The sequence below is a fragment of the Sporosarcina sp. P2 genome, assembly GCF_002743255.1.
GTDB lineage: Bacteria > Bacillota > Bacilli > Bacillales_A > Planococcaceae > Sporosarcina.
Window position 1 is genome coordinate 1 of sequence record NZ_PDYY01000001.1, and the last position, 23642, is coordinate 23642.

Here is a 23642-nt window from a genome sequence, read left to right on the forward strand (position 1 = left end):
TTCCCAAGGGCTCAAAAGTCTATTATCACGTTACGAAACTTTGCGTCATCAATCTTAATTGAACCGCCGTATACCGAACGGTACGTACGGTGGTGTGAGAGGTCGGGAGTTAATCACTCCCTCCTACTCGATTTATGGAATGCTTTTTGCGATTATCATATTTATGGACTATGCGCTCTATAGAATACGTTGAGCGCTCTATGCGAAATGTTAAGCGCTCTATGCGACACGCTAACCGCTCTATCGCACGTGTCGACCGCTCTATGCAGACGTTCAACCGCTCATACGCTTATTCCGTTCGACTCAATAATCCAGCATTCATTCCCGCCAGGCGCCCTGTCACCAGGGCGGCGGTAATATTATAGCCGCCCGTATAGCCGTGAATATCTAAAATCTCTCCACAGAAGAACAATCCGATTTTTTTACGTGATGCCATCGTCTTTGGTTCTACTTCTTTTACTGAAACGCCGCCGCCCGTAACGAATGCCTTCTCAATCGGTTGCGTGCCTGTAATATGTACAGGGAACGTCTTAAGAAGTTTTGCGAGTGTACGTATAGCCTCACGCTTAATATCTATGCCAATTTCGGTTTCCTCGATTTCCGCTTTCTTCAATAAAAATAGCAACCAACGTTCAGGTACGAGACCTTTCAATGAGGTTTTTACTTGTTTCTTAGGTTCGTCTTTTAAAATTTTTGCGATAGTTTGTGTCAATTGTTCTTCATGTTGATCAGGTAGTGAATCAATTTGCAGCAAGACAGGCTGTTTGCCGTTTTTCATCTGCTCTTTGACCACATATTGGCTGCAGCGTAAAATCGCTGGTCCACTTAATCCGAAATGGGTGAAGAGCATGTCCATCTGATGGGTAACAAGCGTTTTCCCTTTTTTATTCAATACAGACACTTTGACGTCACGTAACGCCAGACCTTGTAAATCTTTCGAGACAATAAATGGTTCGCGCGACAGTAACGGAACTTCTGTTGGATACAATGTCGTTACGGTATGGCCCGCCCGTTCAGCCCAAGGGTATCCGTCACCCGTGCTGCCTGTTTGTGGAACGGCTTTGCCTCCGACTGCAACGACTACTGCATGAGCACGTACTTCTTCACCGTCTTCTAACCGAACACCGAGAACCTTTTCATCATCCATTAATAATTTCTGTACTCGGCTTTCCAATCGTATGTCCACACCTAGTTCATCCATCTGGTTTAATAGGGCGTTGATGACATCTTTAGACTTATTTGAAACGGGAAACATCCGTCCGTGATCTTCTTCTTTTAACGGAACGCCAAGGCCTTCGAAGTAGTGGATGATATCCTGGTTGTTGAAGACAGAGAACGGTCCATATAAAAACTTTCCGTTTCCCGGAATATGTTTAATGATTTCTTCTTGTGACAGTCGATTTGTGACGTTACAGCGACCACCGCCTGAAATGGCTAGTTTATTGCCGAGTTTACGTCCTTTTTCAATCAATAAAACCCGCTTTTTTTGTTCGGCTGCTGCAATGGAGGCCATTAACCCTGAAGGTCCGCCACCAATTACGATTACATCATACATTGTAGAACCACTCTTTCATTTCATTTTGTCTTTCATTATACACCATATGGGCATCGTTGCTTTTTGATTTGGACTTGAGATAAAGATTGTGCAAAAGCGTGTCGAGGGGTAAACTATACAAGAATCTCTTTAGGAATGGAAGGAATCAATTATGGCATCAAATTTATTGAAAGGCACGGCCATTTTAACGATTGGCTTATTTTTATCGAAGGCACTCGGCTTACTCTATGTAATTCCGTTTTATGCAATCGTTGGAGAAAAGAGTGTCGGTCTCTATCAATATGCATACATACCTTACAATCTAGCACTGGCGGTCGCGGTATCCGGGGCTCCGCTCGCCATTTCAAAGTTTGTCTCTAAATACAATGCGTTAGGCGATTATGCGACCGGACGGAAATTAATGAAATCGGGCATGCTCGTCATGTCTTTAACGGGCCTGCTGTCATTTCTTGCGTTGTTCTTCCTAGCGAATCCGATTGCGGAACTCGTCATCAAAGATGAAGAACAGATTTTCACGGTTCAAGATATTGCAACTGTCATTCGTTGGGTCAGCTTTGCTTTGCTGGCAGTACCGTTACTTAGTATCGCCCGTGGATTTTTGCAAGGTTATCAAAAGTTCGAACCGACTTCTGTTTCCCAATTAATTGAACAGATTGTACGCATCATTGTTGTGCTTGTCGGAGCTTTTGTGGTCGTCAATGTACTGGATCTATCGCCGAAAATCGCTGTCCAGTTTGCCGTGTTTGCTGCGTTTATTGGAGCACTCGCCGGGTTATGGAGTCTTTACTATTACTGGAGAAAATATCAGGATGAATTTAATTATTTGTTATCGAATAGTCCGCCAGCGAGTTCGGTGTCGTTGAAACAAATTTATACGGAAGTCCTCGCGTACGTATTACCATTTGTATTGGTCGGAACGATTAATCCAATTTATCAATTCGTCGACATGATCACTTTCAACGGCGCTATGAAATCAATCGGCCTTTCAAGTGTATCTGATTTATATTTAACAAAGCTGAATTTTTTAACACATAAGATCGTGATGATTCCCGTGATGGTCGCAACTGGATTTTCTATGGCGCTCATCTCCATTATCACAAAGGATTATACGTCTAACAATCAAAAGGGCGTCACACGATCACTCGATCAAACGTATCAGATCATGCTGTTCTTGACGATTCCAATGGTGATTGGGTTAATTGTTTTAAACAGTGAAGTCTATCAATTCTTATATGAGTACGATGTAGCGGGAGCGAGTGTCTTGGCTTCCTACGCACCGGTAGCGATTCTATTTGCGATGTTCACCGTAACGGCTGCCATCTTGCAAGGAATTGATCATCATAAATGGATTGTCTTCACTTCATTGCTCGGATTGCTAGTGAAAATGCTCATCAACATTCCGCTGATTAAATTGTTTGAAGTGAACGGCGCAATTATCGCCACCGCCATTGGCTACTCGGTAGCAGTGTGTATCAATTTGTACGTCATTAAAAAAGCCTTGAATTATAAATCTGAAATGGTCATCAGACGCTTGTTTTTAATATTGGCTTTCAATGCAGTAATGTTTGCTGGTGTTTGGCTGACGAATAAAGGCTTGAATATGGCGCATATTCCAGTGGGACGTTGGCAAGCTTTGTTGTATGTCATGATAGGATCAGGTGTTGGAATGGTGATTTATGGATTCTTGGCTATCAAATCAGGACTAGCACAACAATTATTTGGAGATCGTCTAACACGTATGATGAGACGCTTTGGACTTGGAGGATAATTAAATGAGACTGGATAAATTATTATCAAATACAGGCTATGGTTCACGTAAAGAAGTTCGACAACTCTTGAAAAAAGGAATGATTCGGGTCAATGGGGCAGTGATGAAAGATCCTGCCCAGCACGTGGATCCAGATTCAGACGCGATTTCATTGCTAGGTGAAGAAGTCGTCTATAGAGAATTCATCTACTTGATGATGCATAAACCGCCCGGCGTCTTATCTGCGACGGAAGACAACCGTGATCAAACAGTCGTTGATTTGCTTGCAAGCGAAGATCGGCATTTCGAACCGTTTCCGGTAGGTCGCTTGGATAAAGACACAGAAGGATTATTGTTACTGACAAATGATGGGAAACTGGCGCATAATTTATTGTCACCGAAGAAAGAAGTGCCAAAAACGTATTATGCGAGAGTGGCTGGAATAGTAACAGAAGAAGATGCAGAAGCTTTTGCGCGCGGGGTGATTTTAGATGATGCCTATGAAACGAAGCCTGGCATTCTACACATATTGCATTCTGCTGAAGAGTCGGAGATTGAACTGACGATTACAGAAGGTAAGTTTCATCAAGTGAAGCGGATGTTTGAAGCGGTAGGGAAAAAAGTGGTGTATTTGAAGCGGTTAACGATGGGACCGCTTGAATTGGATCCAGAATTGGAACTAGGTGAATACCGTGAGTTAACAGAAGCGGAATTGCTACAACTAAAAGAAGTAGATCGTTCCAGGCAAAAAGGCTGATGCAAAAGCATCAGCCTTTTTGCGTTGTAAATTTGTATATAGGAGGCTACATCAGGAAGATAATTTCACTTTCTTGGACGTCGTCGTCCATTCGCCGCGGACTGAGCTCTTAATCAATTCATTGTACTCCAGAACATTTAAGTCACGTTGTGCAGTGCGGGGTGAAATATTGAATTCCTCCGCCACGGCCTCCGTTGTTACTTTTCCGTTATCCCGAATGAACAGATAGACATCTTTGATACGAATTAACATGCGATCGGTAGCTGGGTTCATTTAAGAAACCACTCCTTCATCTTCATATTTTCACGCCAACATTTCAAAGGAAGATTGTTGGGGTATTCTTTGATATTACCTTTCCTGATTCGCTCCTTTTATCTACGCTATGCCAGAATAATAAGTGAATGATTCTGACAATAGTAGTATAACGTATTTTATATAAAAGCGCACATGTTTTCGCTTATACTTTTGAATAAATTAGAATAAATAGTTTACTAGTTACCGAGTTAGCTGTTCTTAAGAGATGAATAGAAAAAATGGCTCTCACTCTAATAAGGTCTAATTGATTTTATGTCATAAACATGTGAAAATAGAAAAAGAGGAAACTGGCGGTAATTTGGCTTGAGGTTTCATATAGGAAGGGTGGCGGTTGTGTGATCTATTTCAAAGATGGGGAATACCTAACAGAAGATAAAATGAACGTCTCGGTGAATGACCGTGGGTATGTTTTTGGCGATGGCGTCTATGAAGTAATTAAAGTATATGATGGCGCATTGTACACAGCGAAAGAGCATTTGGAGAGATTACTTGAGAGTGCAGAAAAAATTCGTGTGAGCCTGTCGTATACTATCGATGAGCTACTCGAAATCGTACAAAGGCTACAGTCGGATAATCAAATATCTGTCGGACATATTTATATACAAGTCACTCGCGGTGTGGCGCCACGTGCGCATCATTTCCCGGAAGACAGTGTCCCTGTCATGATTGGCTATGCCGTAGAAAATGCACGTCCTATGCAATTTCTTCAACAAGGCGCTGCGATGAAGTCTGTTGAAGATATGCGTTGGCTTCGTTGTGATATTAAGAGTTTGAATCTCCTCGGCAATGTCATGGCGAAACAAGAGGCGTTTGATCATGGATGTCAAGAAGCGTTGTTCGTACGGGACGGGTTGGTACGTGAAGGCTCTTCTTCCAATGCGTTTGGTATTAAGGACGGTATCCTGTATACACATCCTGCTAACCATTTCATACTTAACGGAATTACTCGTCGTGTCGTGTTGCAAATAGCAGAGAAGTTAGCGATTCCAGTTAAAGAAGAAGAATTCACATTGCCACAAGCGTTAGAAATGGATGAATTTTTCTATACGTCTACGAATGCCGAAATCACACCGGTTATCACTATAGATCAGCAACCTATAGGACAAGGAGTTCCGGGGCCGTTGACGAGAAAGTTACAAGAAGCATTTGAGGGACAAATTCCGAAGTTAGTGGCGGCTGGTCATCATAAGGAAAGAGAATCAAATGGCCCAGCTAATTAAACTTGCGGATTATATTTCGCGGTACGAGAATGATCTAACCCGTTATCCGACACAATTCATCCGTCTGAAGCGCTACCAATGGAAACGTATTAAAAAACAATGGGAGCACGGTGTGGATATATATGCGGAGCAAGCGGCTACTTTTTCTAAGGATGTGGAAGTGCCTTCGAAATGGTATACGGTATTATTCAAAAAATGGCGTAAACAACCAGATGTGGAATTGACACAAGCGCCCGCTATTTCTGAACAAGCGGTAGAAGATCAAGAGAATGATTGGGATTTTCAAGCTTCTATTTCAAGTCAACCTTCGAATGTTGAACAGTTAAAAAAGGCTTATCGTGATCAATTGTTTCAATTCCAATTAAAGTGGGCTAGTTCTACATTGTATGACCGATCCCGTGTAGATCCAAAGTATTTCTCTGATCCATTGTTGAAGCAACTGACACTGCGTTTACCTGATAGCTTCTTGTTGCTTTATTATCCAATCGTCAAAGTCAATAAGGCACCTGTCGAGTTGGACATCATCTTATTAGCTCCTACTACATGCTATTGCATCACAGTGCTAGAAGATGAAAGAATGGCTGCGTACATAGGTAGTGGCGAAAGGTTTTGGCTGAAGAAGTTCGGTGAAGAACAAGCGAAGGTGCTGAATCCAACGATAGCGCTTAGTAGAATGGAGAAAGTAGTTTCATCATTTTTCAGAGCAGCGAAAGTGGAAATCCCGATCAAGAAGCTGATTGTATCGAGAAATGGCTATATTGACTATCCTGGTACTCCGTTTGAGGTTACAACCATTGATCGCAAAACATATGACCAATGGCTGACAAAGTTATGCAGTAATCCAAGTCCCATGAAACATACGCAATTTAAAGCCGCACAAGCAATATTGGATCATGCACAAACTACAGCGATGAGTCGGTTGTTTGATGCAGAAGAAATCATAGAAGAGCAATAGAAAAGAATTTACTGAAAAAGAGAGAGTGTACTGATTATGCGTTTACGAAATAAGCCTTGGGCTAAAGATTTCATGGCGGAGCATCCGGATGTATTGATTTTGGATCCGGAAGGCAAAAAGAAACGTTGGACTGAAGAATTCGGGAACGATGCGCCAATCCATATTGAAGTGGGTACAGGTAAAGGTCAATTTATCATTGGAATGGCATTAGCTAATCCGGAGATTAACTATATTGGCATCGAACATTTCGATAATGTCATTGTATCCGCCTTAGAGAAAGCGATTGAAGCGGAAAAACCTTCGAATCTACGTTTGATGCGTGTTAATGGAGAAGAGTTGGAATCCATTTTCGCGGATTCGGAAATTCATCGTGTCTATTTAAACTTTTCTGATCCATGGCCAAAAGATCGCCACGAAAAGCGTCGATTGACACATCCGAACTTTTTAGCGAAATATGAAGGTGTTTTGAAGACAAATGGAGAAATTCACTTTAAGACAGATAATCGTTCGCTGTTTGAATATTCTCTCGTTTCCATGACGAATTATGGGATGAAATTACTATCCGTTTCACTCGATTTACATGCAAACATGCCTGAAGACAATGTGTTAACCGAGTACGAAGAAAAGTTTTCAAGTAAAGGTCAGCCGATTTATCGTCTGGAAGCACAATATCAAAGCGAATTCTGATCGATAAGAGATTAAAAGCTGTTGGACATTGTACTTTTCTGCTGGAGCTCTAGGGCTCATTGGAAAAGTACAATGTCCATACAACAGTTACTAAAGGAATGTAGGGAGGAATTATTTTGGATCAACTAACTTTTCATGATATGAAACTAACGTGGTTAGACGGAGGCGTAAACTTTTTAGACGGAGGTGCGATGTTCGGTGTCGTTCCGAAGGCTCTATGGTCAAGGCGCTATGAAACAGATGAAAACAATTTAATTGAACTACGAACAGACCCCATCCTCATTCAATATCAAAATAAAAATTATTTAATTGATTCCGGTATCGGAAAAGGTAAGTTGGACGACAAGCAAAAGCGTAACTTGGGTGTCCGTGCCGAAACGCGTGTAGAGGAAAGTTTAGAAGAGCTTGGCATGACGCCTGATGATATTGATGTTGTGTTAATGTCCCATCTTCATAATGATCACGCGGCAGGTTTGACACAGTGGGATGATGATCAGCTGGTGTCTGTATTTAAAAATGCCAAGATCTATACTTCACAAGTTGAGTGGGATGAAATGAGAGAACCGAATATTCGCTCACGCAATACGTATTGGAAAGAAAACTGGGAGCCAATTCAAAGTCAAGTTGAGACGTTTGAAGAGGAGATTGAAGTAGCACCAGGTATTAAGATGATTCATACGGGCGGTCATAGTGACGGCCATTGTGTAATTAAGCTAGAGCAAGGCGGCGAGACGTTAATTCATATGGCGGATATTATGCCGACGCATGCACATACGAATCCTTTGTGGGTACTTGCGTATGATGACTATCCAATGGACTCGATTTTTGCAAAAGAGCGCTTAATGAAGGAAGCGCTTCCAAATGAGTATGGGTTTATTTTCTATCATGATGCGGTGTATCGCATGGCGAAGTTTAGTGAAGATGGGAAGACTATTGTAGATAGCTTGCCTCGTACTCGGTGAGAATCTGACGTTTGGGTTTAAGTACGAGGTAAAGTTCAAGTTATTGGTGAGCTAGAGGGCGCCGTTGATCTACGTTCCAGGCGGACGCTTTCCGCGGGCACGGCTTCAATCTCCTCGTCACTGCGTTCCTGCGGGGCTTTCAGCTCGTGCTGTTCCCGCAGGAGTCGCCGCCTGTAACGAAGATCAACTAGTATTGTTTTCTTTCTTTAGAACGCTGATTTTATAGTAGTGATTAGAGATAAAAGGCAAACCCTAAAATTCGTAGGGTTTGCCTTTTTGCTTAGGAAAATACTATTTGAATAAATAGTAATCCAGCCAAATACTACCTGAACTGCTTTTCTCACGAATCTTAGAGAAGCGTTATACGATTCGCACTCAACATGCATCCAAATAAAAAAGGCCATCGCAAGAAGTGGAAGCTTCTTGGATAGCCTCTTCGGTTAAATTAAGAAGTTGATTACTGACGAACTAGCTCAACGACAGTACCTGTTTTCGCATCGGCTGCGAATTCAAATTGCTCTAGCTTGCCGTCTTTCATGCGAGAAACGCCACCACGGTAAACATCCATAGAAATCACGTGATTTGTGTAAGGTTCTGGTTTCATAACAATCCACGAACCGTCGATTGGTCCTTCTTCTTTAAATGCATCTTTTACTTTTTTCAATACGTTATCAGCAGGTACTTCTTCATTGTAACGATTAAATGCCTCATTCACTACTACGCCTGCAGCAACACCAGTTAAAATTCCAGCTAAAAAGTCTTTTACTCTCATGGCTAATTGCAGCCTCCTTCGCAAATCTTTTCTTATAGTGTAACATAGTTTAAAAGTACATGGCGATTCAAAAGCGTTTCCAATTTTACTAATCGGCAGAATATGGCACTTTTGTGTAAAGTACATTCTTAACCTAATTAGTATTCATCTGTTTACTATGTGGATATACTACACATAGACAATAAAAAAGTGAGGGATTTAGATGAAAAAAGAAACATTGGAGTTATTTCGTACATTGACTGAACTTCCGGGAGCACCAGGTAATGAATACCGTGTCCGGGCTTTTATGCGCGAGCAGTTGGGACAGAACTCGGATGAGATAATTCAAGATGGTCTCGGTGGCGTGTTTGGTGTTCGGCACGGAAAAGAAGACGAGCCGAAAATTATGGTTGCTGGACATATGGATGAAGTCGGCTTTATGGTAACAGGTATTACAGATAACGGAATGCTTCGTTTTCAGCCGTTAGGAGGCTGGTGGAACCAAGTATTATTGGCACAACGAGTCCAGATCATCACGGAAGATGCGGAAATTCCCGGTGTGATCGGTTCGATTCCACCGCACTTGTTGAGTGACGCAGAGCGCAGCAAACCAATGGATATCAAAAACATGCTGATTGATGTTGGCGCTGACGACAAAGCAGATGCTGAGCGTTTCGGCATTCGTCCCGGTCAGCAAATCTTGCCGATTTGTCCGTTCACACCGATGGCTAATCCAAAAAAGATTATGGCCAAAGCATGGGATAACCGCTATGGTTGCGGTCTTGCCATAGAGCTTTTACAAGAAGTAAAAAATGAGACGTTGCCTAATACATTGTTTTCAGGTGCAACTGTTATGGAAGAAGTCGGCTTACGTGGCGCGCAAACGGCAGCACGTATGATAGATCCTGATCTATTCTTCGCACTCGATGCAAGTCCTGCAAATGATGCAAGTGGCGATAAAAAAGAATTTGGTCAATTGGGCCAAGGAACGTTGTTACGTATTATGGACCGCTCGATGATCACACACCGTGGTATGCGCGAATTCATTTTAGATACTGCTGAAACTCACAATATACCGTACCAATACTTTGTATCCCAAGGCGGTACGGATGCAGGGCAAGTACATGTAGCCAATAACGGCGTGCCAAGTGCTGTCATCGGTATTTGTTCTCGTTACATCCATACTGCGGCTTCCATTATCCACACAGATGATTATGCAGCAGCGAAAGAATTAATTACAAAACTAGTAAAAGCATGTGATAAAACAACTGTGGAAACTATTAAACAAAATTGCTAAACGACTAGAAATGAAATGAGGATGTGGAATGGAATTTGTTCTGGGCTCTGAAAATCAGGCGAAAAAACGTGCGGTAGTTCGGGTCGTTGAACGTTACGTGGAGAACAGTACCATTTCTTTTGCGTCCGTTCAGTCAGGCGTCAGCGCACAGCCGATGAGTGAGGAAGAAACGCGGCAAGGTGCCATCAATCGTTCGATCACTGCAGCAAAGAATGCTTTCGGTATAGGTTTAGAAGGCGGGGTTCATATGCTTTCCGGCACGATGTATCTCTGCAATTGGGGCGCCCTCACCACGCCGGAAGGCAAAATGTTTACTGCCGCGGGCGCACAAATCCCTTTACCGGACGAATTAGCTGATGAAATTCGCCGTGGCAAAGAGCTAGGTGATGCAGTGGATACCTATTTCAAAAAGCAAAATGTACGCACGTCAGAAGGGGCTATGGGTATGTTGACGGCACAACTTGTACCAAGGGATGCGTTATTTGAACATATCATGCAATTATTGATTGGCCAGCTCTTGTATAGCACGTCGCTACAAAGCTGACGATTGCAATAGCGTCGGGGTGCGATTAGAATAGGACTGATAGAAAATTGAACGAAAGTAGAGAAGGGGGGAACCTGAATGTTGCGAAGTGGAAAGGTTTTCTTGCTGTTGCTACTGGCTGTCGTGTTGGTAGGATGTAATCAGAAAGTGGAAGTCCGTACTGACGATGCATTTGTTTCAGCGAAAAAAGTATTTGAACTAAATAGCAAGAAACCAAATCAAACGGTGGGCGATATTGAATTCTATAAACCGCCAACTCTACGAATGGATAAAGAATCAACTTCCCAAAAGATTGTTTTAACTAAACGAAATGATTCATTTTATCTAACAGTTAATCCGAATGAAAAGAAAAATAGTCAAGTCTATTATGACGTACTGTTAACGGATGAACCGGATGATTTAGTAGGTGCACAAACATTTTCTAAAGATGAAGCATTTGGCTTTGTTGCGGTCATACAAAAAGGTGAGAAACAAGTAGAGTTAATCGCTAACGTAGGCGGAGCGAAAGTTGAAACTGTGACGGATGAAGAAAATACCAAAGCGTATTTAGAAATGATGATGGAAATTGCTCGTTCGGTTCAACATGACGACCAGTAAGTAATTTTGAGTAGTGAAGGAGAGGGTTAACGAATGGAAGCTGAAGATTTGGTAGAAGAACTAAAGAAACGCTTACCTAAAGAGAACTTTGATTGGCAATTTGACCGTCGGGCTGACAAATTGCGGATTGTCCACCATACTCTTCATAAAGGCATGGATATTTCATTACCTGAAATTCTATCCAAGTATGAACAGAAAAACGAACGTGCAATCGATGAAGTGGTGTATACCGTCCTAGAGACATTTCGCGCCATGGAGCAAGAACAGGCAAAAGGCTTCGCAGGAGAAAATACAATTTATCCTGTCATCCGTTCGACTTCATTTCCAACTGAAAGTTCCGCAGGACAAGCTTTCTTAACGAAAGAGCATACAGCCGAAACACGAATTTTCTATGCGCTAGATTTAGGAAACACGTATCGCCTGATTGATCAAGGGATGCTGTCCGATCTGCAGATGACAGAACAGGAAATTCAGGAAGTCGCAATGTTTAAAGTGAAGTCGTTACCGACAACGTATAAGCAAGATGTCGTCTCTGATAATATATTCTACTTCATCAACAATAACGATGGCTATGATGCGAGCAGAATATTGAATCAGCCATTTATGAGAGAAATGGAACAGAAAATACAAGGGCATATGGTCGTTTCCGTTCCTCACCAAGATGTGTTAATCATTGGAGATATACGGAATGAAACAGGCTATGACGTCGTGGCGCAGATCGCGATGCAGTTTTTCACAACAGGTGCCGTACCTGTTACATCATTGTCTTTCATTTATGAAGATGGTAAGCTTGAACCGATTTTCATTATGGCGAAAAATAGATTGGCAAGAAGGGATCAGAAAAAATGAATATATTTTATAATCCAGAAGGTGTTGGCGACGTATTGTTCGTTCAACTTACAACTGAAAGACCGGCAGCAATTATTGTTGAAAGAAAAAATAATGTCGCTTTGATTAAAAATGAAGAGACAGAAACTGTAATCGCGTTCAATTTATTTGATGCATCCAGTTATTTCACTGTTTCAACAGTAGGTCAAGTAGAACTGACAGAAGAGCTTGGCGAACAAATACAAGAAGCTTTAGAGAAAAATGACATTGCGTTAGAATTGGAATTGGACTTCACTCCGAAATTCGTTATAGGCTATGTTGCTGAAAAAGAAAAGCATCCAAATGCAGATAAATTGAACATTTGTCAGGTAGACGTAGGGGAGGAAACATTGCAAATCGTTTGTGGCGCCTCTAATGTGGAAGCTGGACAGAAAGTGGTCGTAGCAAAAGTAGGCGCTGTAATGCCTTCAGGTATGGTCATTCGTGATGCGGAACTTCGTGGAGTCGCTTCGTCTGGTATGATCTGTTCTGCTAAAGAACTCAATCTGCAAGATGCGCCCGACGCAAAAGGAATTCTCGTATTAGAAGATGATAAGAAAGTCGGAGAGGCTTTCGAAGGTACGTTGTAAATATATCCATAGGAAAAAGCTTTTGCATAAGCCTCATTAGGCTTGTAGCAAAAGCTTTTTTGTATTATTGTTACAAAGGGTTACAAATCATCATTTTATACAGAAAGAACATAGAACTGTTTGATTTCCTCCTAGGTAACCTGTTAAAATGAAATGATTGATATGAAAAGAGTGATATATTTGAGCTGGCTACGGAATATGAAAAGACGCCTTCAGCAAATGCAAGAAGGCACTGAAAAAAATAACCCATTATTTGAACAACCAACTACTGAAAATATTAATGATAAAAATAACCTAAACCAAAAACCAAACGAAGGTCTTGATGAAGATAAAAAAACAAACTTTCGGTTTCCGATAGTTTCTGACTACGAAATTTATGGATGGGAACCACAGATCCATCATGATGAATATACGAAAGACTATTTACTAGAAGATGAAGCAACAGAAGAAGCATTTGAAATACTTCCTTTGGAACAGAATGAACGTTGGCCAGGTCGTTATGAGCGAGGTGGAAATGTCTACCGTGCAGAAGCAAAAAGAGAATTTGCCCAAATCATTCCACCTACATCGAATCCATTGCCTCTACCGTTTACCGGAAGAAAGCAAGAACGTACAATGCACTCGGAGCCGCAACGGATTGAACCATATGAATCGCGACGTCCTGAACTAGAAGTACCATCTCGTCATCAAGAAGAACCTGTGAAAGTAGAGAGGCCTAAGATATTCAGAAAGCCATTTTCCCCTACGCACGTGCCTTCACCTATCTACGGATTGAACACTAGTTCTCCAATCAGTGAGGCTATGGAATCGGTCATAGAAAAGAAAGATGTGAAAGATCAAGAGTTACATGATCAATTTGAAGATCAAGACGAAGAATTGCCATTGTCCTTGATTTCCAACCAACAACCAAATAAAGCACCATTGTTTGCTAGTTCATCAGAAAAAAGACAGTCGGAGATGACCTCAGCGGAAGAACATACACAAGAAGTAGAAGAACCTAAATTGGAAGTATCTGAAGAACCTACGCAACTAGTGGAACAGACTGAAGAAATACAAGTGGAAGAGTCACTAGAAGTAACTATACACGACGATATACATGATGAAATCGAAGAAGCTGAAGTAACGATTGAGGAATCAGAAGAATCAAAAGAAGTCTTTGCACAAACGAGAAATATAGAGCAAGCGAAAACAGAAGTAGAAACAGAAGTAGAAATGTATGACGATGTTGCAACTGAAACAGAAGAAATTGTAGTAGATTCGGAAGCGCTTGTAACCGTTACGATAGAAGAAGAACAGGAAGAAGAACAAGAACAACAAGAAAAAGTAGAAATAGAATCCAATGAAGTAGAATTCGAAATGGATGATCAAGAGGGGCCAGTACAACCAGTTAAGAAAGAAAAAGTTGTGCCTTTTAATGTATTGATGCTTAAATCCGATAAAGAAAAATTAGCGGCTAGAGTAGAAGAACTCATTGCAGCTAATGCAGCGAAGAAAGAATTAGTAAAAGAAGCGTCAGTCGAAATCGATGCGGATCACCCTGTCGCGGAACAAACAGAATCGCTGGAATATACACAATCAGTACAGCTAGAACAACAGAAGAATAGTGTAGAAATGAACGTGGAAGAACAGGATTCCATTGAAGAACCAGAATCTATTGCAGTAGAATCTCACGTTGAAGTAACCGAAATGGTCGCTACAACTTCTGAAACGATTGTAGAAGAACCTGAAGAGGAAATCATCGAAGAAGAACCACCACATTACGGATTCCCGACGATGCAATATTTGGCACCTCCGGAAGAAGAAATCGTTGATGAAGAGTGGCTTGCGACGCAGTCCGCTACGTTAGAAGAAACTCTTTCGTATTTCGCTGTACAGGCGACGGTTGAACAAGCTGTGCAAGGTCCTGCCGTCACGATGTTTGAGTTAACGGTGATGCAGGGGACAAAAGTAAGTAAAATTCGAAATCTTACCGACGACTTAAAATTGGCGTTGGCGGCTAGAGATATTCGTATCCAAGCGCCGATTCCAGGTACAAGTATGATTGGTATTGAAATTCCGAATCGCAAAACACGTGCAGTTCGAATTTCAGAGGTTATTGATAGTGATTCATTTATGAAATCAGACTCGCCCCTTGAAGCTGTATTAGGGCTTAGTTTGACAGGGGAGCCGCAAACAATTGATCTACGGAAGATGCCACACGGAATGATTGCGGGTGCTACAGGCTCCGGTAAATCCGTTTGTATCAACTCTATACTGATCAGTTTGTTGTATAAAGCATCACATCATGATCTGAAACTATTGCTCATTGATCCGAAAATGGTGGAATTGGCACCATATAATGGCATTCCACACTTGTTAAGTCCGGTTATTACAGATGTAAAAGCGGCGACTGCGGCATTGAAATGGGCAGTTAATGAGATGGAAAGACGCTATGAACTATTCGCGCATTCCGGAGTACGTAATATTGAACGCTATAACGAAATGGTCATGGCATCACGACGTTTCTCTTTAAAGATGCCTTATATTTTAGTAGTGATTGATGAGTTAGCAGATTTAATGATGATGGCACCTGCGGATGTAGAAGTGTCGATCAGCCGAATCACTCAGAAAGCTAGGGCGTGTGGCATTCATCTAATCATCGCAACTCAGCGACCTTCTGTTGATGTCATTACCGGAACAATTAAAGCCAATATCCCAACTCGTATAGCATTCGCTGTGTCTTCACAAGTAGATTCAAGAACTATTTTAGATTCAGTAGGGGCAGATCGTTTACTTGGTAAGGGAGATATGCTGTATTTAGGCAATGGCCAATCGGCTCCTGTCCGTCTTCAGGGGACATTTGTCACGGATGATGAGATCGAGCGTATAATAGAACATGTTCGTAATGAAGCAGAACCAAATTACTTATTCGGCCAAGATGATTTGCTAGCAGCCGCGGTCCGAGAAGAGGAATCGGATCCATTATTTGAGCAAGCCTGCAACTTTGTCATTGAGCAGGGGAGTGCATCCACTTCGTCATTACAGCGCCATTTCAGCATCGGCTATAACCGGGCGGCAAAGTTAATCGACCGAATGGAAGCAAATCAATTTATATCTGAGCAAAGAGGGAGCAGACCGCGCGACGTCTTTTTGACTGAACAAGCATTTGAAAGCTTCATGAAATAATGAATGCATAGTTCCTATCTAAAGGTTTGGTCGAACGCATGGTATACTATGACAAGAAATAATCTTCTCGTCCATTTCGGGACAATTGAAGATAAAAAGTGGGATGAAAGAACTCCCGGGAGGTTTCAATATGACATTGTTACATTTTACTGGTATCAAAGGATCGGGAATGAGTTCCCTTGCCCAGTTGCTACATGACTCTTCGTATGAGGTTCAAGGTTCTGATGTGGAAAAGTACTTTTTCACTGAAGACCCCTTACATGAACGAAATATAAAAGTACTGCCATTTGATGAAAATAATATTCAGCCGGGCATGAAAGTGATTGCAGGAAACGCATTTAAAGATGATCATCCTGAATTACTACGGGCAGCAGAACTTGGTATAGAAGTTATTCGTTACCATGAGTTCTTAGGCGACTATATGGAACAATTTACTTCCATAGGTGTTACGGGTACACATGGCAAAACGTCTACAACGGGCTTGCTTGCGCATGTATTGGGTGGCTTTGCGCCAACTTCTTACCTAATAGGGGACGGTACAGGTAAAGGTACCGAGAATGCGGAGAACTTTGTATTTGAAGCGTGTGAATACAAACGACACTTTTTGGCCTACCATCCAGACTATGCCATCATGACGAATATTGATTTCGATCATCCGGATTATTTCACAAGTCTGGACGATATTTTGAGCGCTTTCGGACAAATGGCGAGTCAAGTAAAGAAGGCATTAATCGCTTGTGGTGACGACGACAATCTTCAGAAACTTCAATGTCAAGTTCCGATTGTCTATTATGGCTTGGATTCATCCAATGACTTTTACGCAGCAAATATTGAAAAAGATCAAAACGGCTGTTCGTTTGATGTGTTCATTCGAAATGAATTCTATCACCGTTTCACCATTGTATTAACAGGCGATCATGCTATTAGAAATGCGTTGAGTGTTATTACACTATGTCATTATGAAAATATTCCAGCTGACATTGTAAATGAACGCTTTGCGACGTTTACAGGCGTAAAAAGACGTTTTTCTGTCTTGGAAGTAGATGACCGTGTCATTGTGGATGATTATGCACATCATCCTACCGAAATCCGTGCAACATTGGATTCGGCACGTCAAAAATATCCGAATCGTGAAGTGATTGCGGTATTCCAACCGCATACATTCAGCAGAACAGCAGCGATGTTAGATCAATTTGCAGAAAGTCTGTCTGAAGCAGATCATGTGTACTTATGTGACATCTTTGGTTCTGCACGAGAGAAAGTCGGTAGTTTAACGATTCACGATTTGATAGATAAAATCCCTAATTCTCAACATTTGAAGATAGAAGATATGTCAGATTTAGCAGCGCATAAACATTCTGTCATTCTTTTTATGGGAGCCGGAGATATACAATTATATTTAAAACAATTTACTTCTGATATTACGAAAGAAGAAACAGCCTAATCTCTTTTATGAGAGGGCTGTTTCTCTTTTTTTTTAGGTTTTTTGGTTTCGATAAAGGATATCACCCAGTTATGTCGAACAGGAGTATAGGACGAAAAGTTTAGAAACTCTCAAAGAGGGGTAAAGTTTTCGTAAGAATATGCTCTAGGAGGATAACGTAAGTGATCAATTTACTTTACGTTGCAGCAGTGATTGCCGCAATCGCATTTCTTATTCTTTGTGTAAGTCTGGCTATGACACTGGGGTCGTTAAAGACATCTTTACAGAGTGTCTCGCATACAGTAGGTGACTTATCAAAGCAATTAGAGGGAGTGACAACAGAAAGTACACAACTTCTTCAAAAAACCAATCAGCTGGCCGAAGATTTACAAGGAAAAGCGGACAAGCTGAACACTGTGGTGGATGCGGTAAAAGGAGTAGGTGACTCGGTGAACACTCTCAATCAATCAGTTCATCGGATCTCGAGCTCAGTAACTACAAAAGCCGAACAAAACAGTGACAAAATCGCGCAAGTCGTACAGTGGGGAACCGTTGCAGTTAATCTATATGATCAAGTAAAAGAACGGCAACCTAAAACGTCCGCTGGTTGGACAGTATACAAATCGCGCTCCTAGTACAAGCATTTTCCTTTAAAACATACAAAAATAGTTAATTCACAGGAGGAAGAAAAAATGACAGAAAACAAACCGAACTATAACGACAACCAAGGTAACTACTCAAATACGTATGGCCAACCACAATATCCAGCGAACTACACGTATCGTTCAACTCATGATCTATATGATGAGGATAGCAACGGTACAGGTAGTTTCATTGCCGGCGCAATCATCGGTGGGGTAATCGGCGCTGCGACTGCATTGTTCTTAGCGCCGAAGACAGGCCGTGAAATGCGTGAAGATTTCACTACACAGGCTTCCCAATTAAAAGACAAGAGTATTGAATTGAGCTCAACGGCAAAAGATAAAGCGGTAGAGTTATCTAGCACAGCAAAAGACAAAGCAGTGGAATTTTCAAGTGCAGCAAAAGATTACACAGCTGACTTTACGGATACGGCAAAAGAAAAAACTGCAGCGTTCACTACAGCTGCAAAAGAGAAGACTTCTGAGTTGTCTCAAAACTTGCAAGAACAATCAGAACAGCTAGTTGACAAAGTGAAGTCTGTTAAATCAAAAACAAATGTTCCTATGGACGATGGTACTGTATCATCTGAAGGTGAAGAGGCAACTGATTATAAAAGTTCAAAAGAAAACAATGAAAAATCAGGGGAACTTTCAAAAGTAAAAGAAACAACAAACAAAAATGCAGATCAGGTTAAAACTGACAAATCTGCTAACCAAAAAAATGAGACTAAATCTCCTAATACAAATGCTTCTGCTAAAAAGAATACGAATCAATCTAAAGCTAACAACTCGTCTTCAAACAACAACAACAAAATTCATTCTAAATAATAGCGAAAACCTTCCTTCACGGGAAGGTTTTTTCTATGTGTACGATTAGTTAGAACAGCCATAAAGAAAAAGCTACGCCATGCGTTATTTCCGCACAGCGTAGCTTTTAAACAAATAGAATACGTAGTTGATCTCCACCGAATATCAATTCATTGAAGCCAATGGATTCGCCATTACGCATTAATTGATAAGCAGTGGTAGATTGAGACGGTAAGGAAAAATCAGTGAATGAAAATACATCACTGAATAGTATAGGAGAAGTGGGCAACGACTTGAACTCCACATGGTCGTTGGCTTGAACTTGGTAGTCAAGACTTGCTTGTTGTCCATTTACATAAACGGCAGTTCGTGGTTTTTTGATTGCCACAGGCTCATCATTAAATGTTACATCGGCACGCTCTTCTAGAACGATATCTAATTCTCTTGCTATTTCCTTTAAGGAAAGGGAGGCAGGTTGACGCGTTTCAATGATATCGTTTGCGTGAATTTGATAGTCAGCAGAGACTTCTTGTCCGTTTGCGATGTAGAGGGTCTCGCGTTTCTTTAGGCGGTGGGGAGTTCCGTTCCATGTCACAGTGAACGAATCTGTCCCTGAACGGATAGGAGACGTTAGTACGTTTTTTATTCGATTCGCCGGATTCACCGTCAGTTCATCCCGATCCGCAATCTCAGTATCCATTGTAACCGTCTTTCCATTGAGCAAAATTTCACCCGTAACTGTCTGCGTCACTCCGTCGAGCTGATAACGTATCGGTTCAGGCGCATCTACTAAGTCTCTGACAGTCGCTGTGGCGTCTGTGCCATCTTTACCAAACAATAGCTCTATGCGGTCATGATCGTTAACAGGATCCTTAGTGCTGGCTTCAGTGCCGTTTAATAGGATGGTTGTAGATGAGCCGTGCTCGCCAGGAAGTGTTCTCCATCGCCCGTTTACTTTGACAGTTAGTGCGAGTCCGGGTCTACCGTATAACTGACGAGCAGTAACGCGGGCGGCAAGCAATGTATCGCCCACTGTAAGCTCTTTTAGTTCAAATAATCGAATGGCTTGGTCGTTGACTGTTAAGGTAATGTAATGAATGGGAGCTCTTTGTGCTGCAATCGCAATACCGATTGGCGTTACGAGTGCAGGAGAAGCTTCGATTTGGTCTGAAAGTGTAACTCCTGAAAGCGCATCGAGACTTCGAATCGCCACGCGGTTCTCAGGAAGGTCTAGCTGCATACTCACTTCTTTCGTCAGAGTAGGAGTTAACCCACCACCTCCCACAATCATTACGGCTTGTGGGGAAGAGTTGAGATTCAATCGTTTGATTTCATTTGCGATCAACAGTGCTACATGTTTCACTGAAGGTTTAATTACATCAATTACTTCTTCTGAAGGGATTTCTTGTTCAAATCCTAAAATATCTTGAAATGTCAATATGTCTTGATTATGAATTTGTCGTTTCATTTGTTCAGCAATAGGAAAATCGAGCAAGTAATGTGCACTTAGCGCTTCGGTCATTTCGTCTCCCGCAACGGGTACCATGCCATATGCTGTCACGGTATTATCTCTAACAATCGCAATGTCTGATGTACCAGCTCCAATATCGACCAATGCGATATTCAATCTTCTCATGGAAGGGGGAACGAGCACATGAATAGCAGCGATTGGCTCGAGTGTTAAAGCCTCCATTTCCAAATCGGCACGCTTTAACGCGGCAAGTAAGGATTCTACAACGACTCGTGGTAAAAATGTAGCAATGACTTCTACAGTCGCTGATTTCCCTTTTTGATCAATCAGACTACCGATCTTTTCATCTTGTAATTTGTAGTATAAAACAGAATACCCTACGCAATAATAGTGATCATCCTCTTGTGATTGATGAGCGGATAGTAATATTTCTTGTGCATTTTGTACAGCGGCTAATTCCAATCGATTAATATCTTCATTGGACATTAATGTGCGATCTGAAATATCTACTGTCACAGTTCCTTCTGCTGTTTTCAATGAACGACCAGCTGCCGCAACACTGACGCGATGCAGAGGGCCATGAATGTGTTCCAGTTCTTCTTTTATTTCTTGAATTATAGACGCCACGCTTAAAATATTATGTATTTGTCCATCAATCATCGATCGCTCTTTATGTTCTTTAGAAATCAAGTCCACAATATGGAATGAATCGTTTTGTTCTTCTAGTACAATCCCTACAACGGTGCGAGTTCCGATGTCAAGAGCGAATAACTTAGTAGCCAGGATTTCCAACCTCTTTTCAAGTTTTTTTCTATGCGAAAATAGTGAATATATAATTATTCGATGAAATTGCGTGACTTTTCTAAGAGTATTCATTATACTAGGTCTATTATATAAAAATGTACCATAGATTCCGGTGTTAGAAAAGGAAGATATGTACGGGGAGGAGACAGGTATTATGAGCAAGCAAGATTTAGGTGAGTTGAGAGGCACTATCGATCAGTTGAACTTAGATATTCTAGAATTGATTAATGAACGTACAGGCGTTATCCAAGAAATTGGTAAGTTAAAAGAAAAGCAAGGTGTAAATAGATATGATCCGATTCGCGAACGCGAGATGCTCAACGTCTTAAAGAAGGCAAACCATGGCCCTTTACCAGACGGTATCCTTGAGCAGGTATTTAAATCTATTTTCATGTCGGCACTTGAAGTACAGCAAGATGAGCAGAAGAATGCATTGCTCGTATCCCGTACTAAAAAACCTGAAGACACGATTGTTGATGTAAACGGCCATAAAATCGGAGACGGACATCCATCTTTCGTATTTGGACCTTGTGCAGTAGAATCTTACGAACAGGTTTTGGCAGTAGCCAAGTCCATCAAAGCAAAAGGATTAACGATGATTCGTGGAGGAGCTTACAAACCACGTACATCTCCATATGATTTCCAAGGTTTAGGTCTTGAAGGCTTAAAAATTCTAAAGCGAGTTGCAGATGAAACTGGACTTTCTATCGTCACAGAAATCATTACACCATCGCACTTAGAGGAAGCACTCGAATATGTCGATGTGATTCAAATCGGTGCGCGTAACATGCAGAACTTTGAACTGTTAAAAGAAGCTGGAATGGTCAATAAGCCAGTCCTTCTAAAGCGCGGAATGTCTGCAACGATTTCTGAGTTCGTCAATGCAGCTGAATATATTATTTCTAAAGGTAATACGGAGATTATGCTATGTGAGCGAGGAATTCGTACATATGAGACGGCAACTCGTAACACGCTGGACATCTCTGCTGTTCCAATCTTGAAGCAAGAAACACATTTACCGGTATTCGTGGACGTTACACATTCCACTGGCCGTAAAGACTTATTGCTTCCAACAGCGAAAGCGGCAATTGCAGTAGGAGCAGACGGCGTTATGGCAGAGGTTCATCCGGATCCAGCCGTAGCATTATCGGATTCAGCGCAGCAAATGGATATTGAGCAGTTTGACAAGTTCTACGAAGAGATGACTCGCTTCATGAACACACACCAAACGATCTAAAACATCCAACACCGACCCTTTATTAGTAGAGGTCGGTGTTTTTCTGTATAGAATGACAGATTTCTACACAGAAAAACACAAAAATCCAGTAGAACACGGTATACTAGTAAAGAATAAAGACAGGAGGAGCAAAAATGGCTATCACTATTTACGATGTAGCAAGAGAAGCAAACGTATCGATGGCAACGGTTTCACGTGTAGTGAACGGCAATCAAAACGTGAAGCCGGCGACTCGCAAAAAAGTATTGGACTGTATTGAACGATTGGGGTACCGGCCAAATGCCGTCGCTCGTGGACTGGCTAGCAAGCGTACGACGACGATTGGAGTAATTGTCCCCGATATGTCCAAGAGTTACTATGCAGAACTATCCAGAGGGATTGCAGACGTTGCCACGATGTATGAGTACAATATTATCATTTCCAATTCGGACAAGAGTACCTCTCGAGAAGTGGAGTTGTTTGAAGATCATTTAGGCAAGCAAGTAGATGGATTGATCTTCATGAGTGATTCTATTTCACCTGAAGTACGAAAAGAAATGAAGACAGCGAACGTTCCGATCGTCTTGGCAGGAACATTGGATTTTGAAACCAATTTACCATCTGTCAATATTGATCATGAACAGGCCGCATATGAAGTAACAAAAAAATTGATCGACAATGGCCATAAGCGTATTGCATTTGTTTCGGGACCTTTTACGCGTGACATTAATCGTGTGTGCAAACGTGTTGGGTATATTCGTGCGTTGGAAGAAGCAGGGATGACGATCGATGAGTCATTGATCGTGGAAACCGACAATACGTATGATGATGCTTACGAGAGCTGGAATGTTCTAGGTAAGCTGTCTGATCCTCCAACGGCTGTCATGACAAGCAGTGACGAAGTTGCCGTGGGTATTATGAATGGTGTGCGTGATGCAAATCTTAGAATTCCTGAGGATGTGGAGATTATTTGTTTCCAGCACTCTATTCTTGCGCGTATTGTTCGTCCACAGTTGACCGCGATTGTGGTGCCTTTGTATGACCTCGGTGCCGTATCGATGCGTTTGTTAACGAAGTTAATGAACAAAGAAGAAGTAGAAGAGACAGAAGTTATTCTACCGTATTATTTGGAAGAGCGGCAATCGGTTAAGAAGTAGGTCGGAGTCGCTGCCTGTAACGTAAGTAATGCGTGTTTTGAATCAACAACACTCATACGTTGTTTTTAAAAAGGTATAAATGCAAAGAGCAACTTATCTGAGCGATAAGTTGCT

General features: G+C 41.6%; 21 protein-coding genes. 17 read left to right on the top strand and 4 right to left on the bottom strand.

Annotation, left to right across the window (positions count from 1 at the left end; all coding sequences use genetic code 11):
- Positions 1-289 precede the first annotated feature (289 nt).
- Positions 290-1555 carry a BaiN/RdsA family NAD(P)/FAD-dependent oxidoreductase gene (locus CSV67_RS00005; protein ID WP_099629594.1) on the bottom strand — a complete coding sequence of 422 codons (1266 nt, stop codon included), beginning with the start codon at positions 1553-1555 and terminating at the stop codon, positions 290-292.
- 151 nt (positions 1556-1706) lie between these two features.
- Between CSV67_RS00005 and CSV67_RS00010 the strand changes: the two genes are divergently transcribed.
- Both CSV67_RS00010 and CSV67_RS00015 read left to right on the top strand, forming a co-directional pair.
- Positions 1707-3323 (top strand): putative polysaccharide biosynthesis protein, encoded by a 1617-nt coding sequence (locus tag CSV67_RS00010; RefSeq protein ID WP_099629595.1) that lies wholly within the window; start codon positions 1707-1709, stop codon positions 3321-3323.
- Positions 3324-3327: 4 nt separating this feature from the next.
- Positions 3328-4059: a pseudouridine synthase gene (locus tag CSV67_RS00015; RefSeq protein WP_099629596.1), complete on the top strand. Its 732-nt coding sequence runs from the start codon at positions 3328-3330 to the stop codon at positions 4057-4059.
- Positions 4060-4110: 51 nt separating this feature from the next.
- Here the strand turns inward: CSV67_RS00015 and CSV67_RS00020 are convergent, their stop codons facing one another.
- A complete protein-coding gene (locus CSV67_RS00020) occupies positions 4111-4332 on the bottom strand; it encodes a DeoR family transcriptional regulator (RefSeq protein ID WP_099629597.1) in 222 nt (73 codons plus the stop codon).
- 377 nt (positions 4333-4709) lie between these two features.
- Here CSV67_RS00020 and dat point away from each other — a divergent pair, with 377 nt between their 5' ends.
- From dat to CSV67_RS00040, 4 genes are all read left to right on the top strand, one after another.
- Positions 4710-5594, top strand: coding sequence for a D-amino-acid transaminase (gene dat / locus CSV67_RS00025; RefSeq protein ID WP_099629598.1), 885 nt, complete (start codon positions 4710-4712; stop codon positions 5592-5594).
- The gene (locus CSV67_RS00030; protein WP_099629599.1) at positions 5578-6549 is read left to right on the top strand and encodes a nuclease-related domain-containing protein; all 972 of its coding nucleotides are present in this window, start codon (positions 5578-5580) and stop codon (positions 6547-6549) included. The genes dat and CSV67_RS00030 overlap by 17 nt, the downstream gene beginning before the upstream one ends.
- 36 nt (positions 6550-6585) lie before the next feature.
- Positions 6586-7236: a tRNA (guanosine(46)-N7)-methyltransferase TrmB gene (gene trmB / locus CSV67_RS00035; protein WP_099629600.1), complete on the top strand. Its 651-nt coding sequence runs from the start codon at positions 6586-6588 to the stop codon at positions 7234-7236.
- Between the two features lie 116 nt (positions 7237-7352).
- Positions 7353-8198 (top strand): YtnP family quorum-quenching lactonase, encoded by an 846-nt coding sequence (locus CSV67_RS00040; RefSeq protein ID WP_099629601.1) that lies wholly within the window; start codon positions 7353-7355, stop codon positions 8196-8198.
- Positions 8199-8655: 457 nt separating this feature from the next.
- Here CSV67_RS00040 and CSV67_RS00045 read toward each other — a convergent pair whose 3' ends face one another.
- Entirely contained in the window at positions 8656-8970 is a 315-nt protein-coding gene (locus tag CSV67_RS00045; RefSeq protein WP_029052835.1) for a peptidase M4, read from the bottom strand.
- A 202-nt stretch (positions 8971-9172) separates the two neighbouring features.
- Between CSV67_RS00045 and CSV67_RS00050 the strand changes: the two genes are divergently transcribed.
- From CSV67_RS00050 to CSV67_RS00090, 9 genes are all read left to right on the top strand, one after another.
- A complete protein-coding gene (locus CSV67_RS00050) occupies positions 9173-10246 on the top strand; it encodes a M42 family metallopeptidase (protein ID WP_099629602.1) in 1074 nt (357 codons plus the stop codon).
- 28 nt (positions 10247-10274) lie between these two features.
- Complete coding sequence (locus CSV67_RS00055; protein WP_099629603.1) at positions 10275-10790, top strand: DUF84 family protein; 516 nt, start codon at positions 10275-10277, stop codon at positions 10788-10790.
- A gap of 78 nt (positions 10791-10868) precedes the next feature.
- Positions 10869-11387 (top strand): hypothetical protein, encoded by a 519-nt coding sequence (locus CSV67_RS00060; RefSeq protein WP_099629604.1) that lies wholly within the window; start codon positions 10869-10871, stop codon positions 11385-11387.
- A 33-nt stretch (positions 11388-11420) separates the two neighbouring features.
- Positions 11421-12236: a DUF1444 domain-containing protein gene (locus tag CSV67_RS00065; RefSeq protein WP_099629605.1), complete on the top strand. Its 816-nt coding sequence runs from the start codon at positions 11421-11423 to the stop codon at positions 12234-12236.
- Entirely contained in the window at positions 12233-12844 is a 612-nt protein-coding gene (ytpR, locus tag CSV67_RS00070; RefSeq protein ID WP_099629606.1) for a YtpR family tRNA-binding protein, read from the top strand. The genes CSV67_RS00065 and ytpR overlap by 4 nt, the downstream gene beginning before the upstream one ends.
- A gap of 198 nt (positions 12845-13042) precedes the next feature.
- On the top strand, positions 13043-16009 hold the full coding sequence (locus tag CSV67_RS00075; RefSeq protein ID WP_233192510.1) for a DNA translocase FtsK: 2967 nt from the start codon (positions 13043-13045) through the stop codon (positions 16007-16009).
- Positions 16010-16139: 130 nt separating this feature from the next.
- Positions 16140-17453: a UDP-N-acetylmuramate--L-alanine ligase gene (gene murC, locus CSV67_RS00080; protein ID WP_099629607.1), complete on the top strand. Its 1314-nt coding sequence runs from the start codon at positions 16140-16142 to the stop codon at positions 17451-17453.
- Between the two features lie 161 nt (positions 17454-17614).
- Complete coding sequence (locus CSV67_RS00085) at positions 17615-18067, top strand: DUF948 domain-containing protein (RefSeq protein WP_099629608.1); 453 nt, start codon at positions 17615-17617, stop codon at positions 18065-18067.
- Positions 18068-18124: 57 nt separating this feature from the next.
- Complete coding sequence (locus tag CSV67_RS00090; RefSeq protein WP_099629609.1) at positions 18125-18901, top strand: YtxH domain-containing protein; 777 nt, start codon at positions 18125-18127, stop codon at positions 18899-18901.
- 106 nt (positions 18902-19007) lie between these two features.
- Here CSV67_RS00090 and CSV67_RS00095 read toward each other — a convergent pair whose 3' ends face one another.
- Positions 19008-21143 (bottom strand): cell division protein FtsA, encoded by a 2136-nt coding sequence (locus CSV67_RS00095; protein WP_369803114.1) that lies wholly within the window; start codon positions 21141-21143, stop codon positions 19008-19010.
- Between the two features lie 166 nt (positions 21144-21309).
- Here CSV67_RS00095 and CSV67_RS00100 point away from each other — a divergent pair, with 166 nt between their 5' ends.
- Together CSV67_RS00100 and ccpA are read left to right on the top strand one after the other, a co-directional pair.
- Positions 21310-22392 carry a bifunctional 3-deoxy-7-phosphoheptulonate synthase/chorismate mutase gene (locus CSV67_RS00100; protein ID WP_099629610.1) on the top strand — a complete coding sequence of 361 codons (1083 nt, stop codon included), beginning with the start codon at positions 21310-21312 and terminating at the stop codon, positions 22390-22392.
- 134 nt (positions 22393-22526) lie between these two features.
- Complete coding sequence (gene ccpA, locus CSV67_RS00105; protein WP_099629611.1) at positions 22527-23528, top strand: catabolite control protein A; 1002 nt, start codon at positions 22527-22529, stop codon at positions 23526-23528.
- The last annotated feature ends 114 nt before the right edge of the window (positions 23529-23642 follow it).